The sequence below is a fragment of the Arthrobacter sp. Hiyo1 genome, assembly GCF_001263615.2.
Classification (GTDB): domain Bacteria; phylum Actinomycetota; class Actinomycetes; order Actinomycetales; family Micrococcaceae; genus Arthrobacter.
In genome coordinates this window covers 104,305-107,593 of record NZ_DF952469.1, presented here as the reverse complement: position 1 = coordinate 107,593, position 3,289 = coordinate 104,305, and the positions used below count along the sequence as shown (strand labels likewise).

The following is a 3,289-nucleotide window of genomic DNA, read 5'->3' as shown; positions in this document are numbered from 1 at the left end:
GCAGCGATTCCGACGGCGGCGCCTGGACTGCCGCCGACACCCTCAAGAACGTGGTCCTCGCCGTCACGCTGCCCACGGGCGAACGCCAGATCGTGGTCATCGGCGTTCCCGGTGACCGCGCCGTGGACCTCAAGCGCGTCGAAGCCAACATCGGTTCATTCCTGCCCATTGCCGGCGAAATCGGGCTCGAAGCGGCGAACGAGGACGACCTCAAGAAGATTCCTGAACTCGTCAAGGGCTACATCGGCCCCGGACTTGTCCTCGGCGAGGCCGTTCTCGGGCTCGAAGGAACGTCCAAGTTGCTCTTCCTTGTCGACCCCCGGGTTGTCTCGGGTACCAGCTGGGTTACCGGGGCGAACGAAGACGGAAAGCACGTGTTCGGTCTCGTAGCCGGGCGCGACTTCGCCTGGGATGGCGTCATCGAATGCACCGAGGTCCGCGCGGGAGACGAAGCCCCGGACGGCTCCGGCCCCTTGGAGACTGCCCGCGGCATCGAAATGGGACACATCTTCCAGCTCGGCCGCAAATATGCCGAGGCCCTCGACCTGAAGGTCCTTGACCAGAACGGCAAGCAGGTTGTGGTCACCATGGGCTCCTACGGTGTCGGCGTGACACGTGCCGTGGCCGCCCTGGCCGAGGCCAACAACGACGACCGGGGCTTGATCTGGCCGCGCTCCGTGGCCCCCGCGGACGTCCACGTGGTCGCCGTCGGACGTGGCGAGGAAATTTTCGCGGCGGCCGAGAAGCTCTCCGCCGAACTCGAGGCCGCCGGCCTCGACGTGATCTACGACGACCGCCCCAAGGTTTCCCCCGGCGTGAAGTTCGGCGACGCCGAGCTCGTGGGCGTCCCCACCATCGTGGCGGTGGGCCGTGGCTTGGTGGACGGCGTTGTGGAGATCAAGGACCGTCGCACCGGCCAGGCAGAGAACGTGGCAGTCGAGAAGGCTGCCGACTACGTGGTCAACGCCGTACGCCAGAAGTGATCTCCGGCTTCGAGTCGGTCCAGCTCACCACGCTCGTCATGATCGTGGTGGCTGGATTCGCGGCCGGTTGGATCGATGCCGTGGTGGGCGGCGGGGGACTGATCCAGCTCCCCGCCTTGCTCCTGGTTCCGGGGATCACCCCGGTCCAGGCGCTGGCCACCAACAAGATGGGCTCTATTTTCGGGACGACAACTAGCGCTGTCACCTACTACCGCCGGGTTGGCCCTGACCTCAAGACGGCCATACCCATGGCGGTGATTGCCCTCGCGGGCAGTTTCGGCGGAGCGTCCTGGCGGCCAACCTTCCCGCGAGCGTCTTCAAACCCATCATCGTGGTGGCCCTCATCGCCGTCGCGCTCTTCACTGCGCTGCGGCCCAATGCAGGCGAGCTGACCGCGCTGCGTCATGGCGGCCACACGCACTACGTGGTGGCCTGCGCCATAGGCGGCGTGATCGGGTTCTACGACGGCCTGATAGGTCCTGGTACAGGCTCCTTCCTGGTGATCGCCCTCGTCTCCGCGATGGGCTATGCCTTCCTTGAGGCCAGCGCCAAGGCGAAGATCGTCAATATGGCCACGAACGCCGGTGCCCTGTTGTTCTTCCTGCCGCACGGATCACTGCTGTGGGGCGTCGGCGCCGTGCTGGGCTTGTCCAACATGGCCGGCGGCTACCTGGGCGCCCGGACAGCCGTGAAACAGGGCAGCGGGTTTGTGCGGATTGTGTTCCTGATCGTGGTCGGCGCGTTGATCGTCAAACTCGGCGTGGACGTCTGGAACGACTACTTCGCCACGTAGCGCCCCGGACGTCGCAAGCGATGGCCGCAGGGAAGCCCCGGGCGTAGCATGCACTCATGTGGGTCGATTCCGGCGACTATGAGCAGGCACTGGAACGTGCATGGGAGCATACGCGTGAGTGGTTGAGGGCCTTGCCCGGGCGGCCGGTACGGCCAAGCACCACGGCTGACGACGTCGCGGCAGTCTTCGGTGGACCGTTGCCGGCCAGCGGACTGGACGCGGCCTCGGTCATTGATTTCCTTGCCGAACATGCAGAGCCCGGGCTCATGGCCATGCAATCGGGGCGTTTCTTCGGTTGGGTCATCGGCGGCACGGTGCCGGCAGGCATGGCTGCGGACTGGATGGTTTCCGCATGGGACCAGAACTCCGGACTGCGTTTTGCCACACCCGCCACTGCCGGGATCGAAGAGGCGGCAGGGCAATGGCTCCTTGAGCTGCTCGGCCTACCTGTTGGCTCCGACGTCGGATTCGCGACCGGCGCAAGCATGGCCAACTTCACGGCGCTCGCGGCGGCCCGATGGCGCCAGCTGGCCGCCGTCGGTTGGGATGTCAACGCCGGGGGACTCCAGGGCGCGCCGAAACTTCGTGTCCTCGTCGGGGCCGAGCGCCACGAGAGCCTGGACATGGCCTTGCGCTTCCTGGGCTTCGGGCCCCGGAGGTTGTTGCGGCGGACCATCAAGGAAGGATTGACCCAGCCGCGCTTCGGACTGCGTTGGAGTCCGGTTCCGGTCCGGCAATCGTGTGCCTCCAGGCCGGGAACCTGCATTCCGGAGCCTTCGATCCTTTCCCCGAGGCGATTTCCGCTGCCAAGGATCATGGCGCGTGGGTCCATGTTGACGGGGCTTTCGGGCTGTGGGCAGCCGCTGTGCCGGGACTGCGGCATCTGGTGGAGGGCGTCGGATTGGCCGATTCGTGGGGAACCGATGCCCACAAGACCCTCAATGTGCCGTACGACGCCGGGATCGTGGTGGTACGTGACGTTGCTGCCCTGCGATCCGCCATCGGCATGCACGCCGAATACTTGATGCAGGATGACCACGGCCCCGGCGACCCCATGGAGAAGGTACCCGAGCTTTCCCGACGGGCCAGGGGAGTGCCGGTATGGGCGGCCTTGCGTTCCCTGGGTGGGGATGGCGTGCGGGAGCTTGTCGCCGGGCGCGCCGAGTGTGCCGCGGAACTGGCCAGGCGGCTTGCCGAGGTGCCCGGCGTCGAGGTCCTCAACGATGTGGTGTTCACGCAGTTGTCGCTGGCCTTCGGTTCCGACGAGAGGACGCGTGCCGTGACGGACTTCATCATGGCCGACGGGAGGGTCTGGATGTCCGGTTCACGCTGGCAGGGCAGGGATATCCTGCGAGTCTCGGTGACCAACTGGTCCACGGACTCGGCAGACCTGGATATCGCGGTGCAGGCCATCAAGGATGCTCTGGCGGCCACCGCCTAAGCGTGGCGCCTGAACGGCACGGCCTCCGGCGCCTGAAGCTAGCTCGAGGCGGCCAGTCCAGGTTCGGGCAGG

1 protein-coding gene and 2 pseudogenes are annotated in these 3,289 nt (G+C 66.4%); all 3 read left to right on the top strand.

Going from position 1 to position 3,289, the window contains the following annotated elements:
* On the top strand, window positions 1-983 hold a 983-nt coding region (locus tag AHiyo1_RS05125), incomplete at its 5' end, for a His/Gly/Thr/Pro-type tRNA ligase C-terminal domain-containing protein (protein ID WP_253257167.1).
* Window positions 980-1,776, top strand: a pseudogene (locus tag AHiyo1_RS05120) (sulfite exporter TauE/SafE family protein). The gene AHiyo1_RS05125 and the pseudogene AHiyo1_RS05120, both read left to right, overlap by 4 nt.
* A gap of 56 nt (window positions 1,777-1,832) precedes the next feature.
* Window positions 1,833-3,217 (top strand): annotated as a pseudogene (locus tag AHiyo1_RS05115) (pyridoxal phosphate-dependent decarboxylase family protein).
* Window positions 3,218-3,289 lie beyond the last annotated feature (72 nt).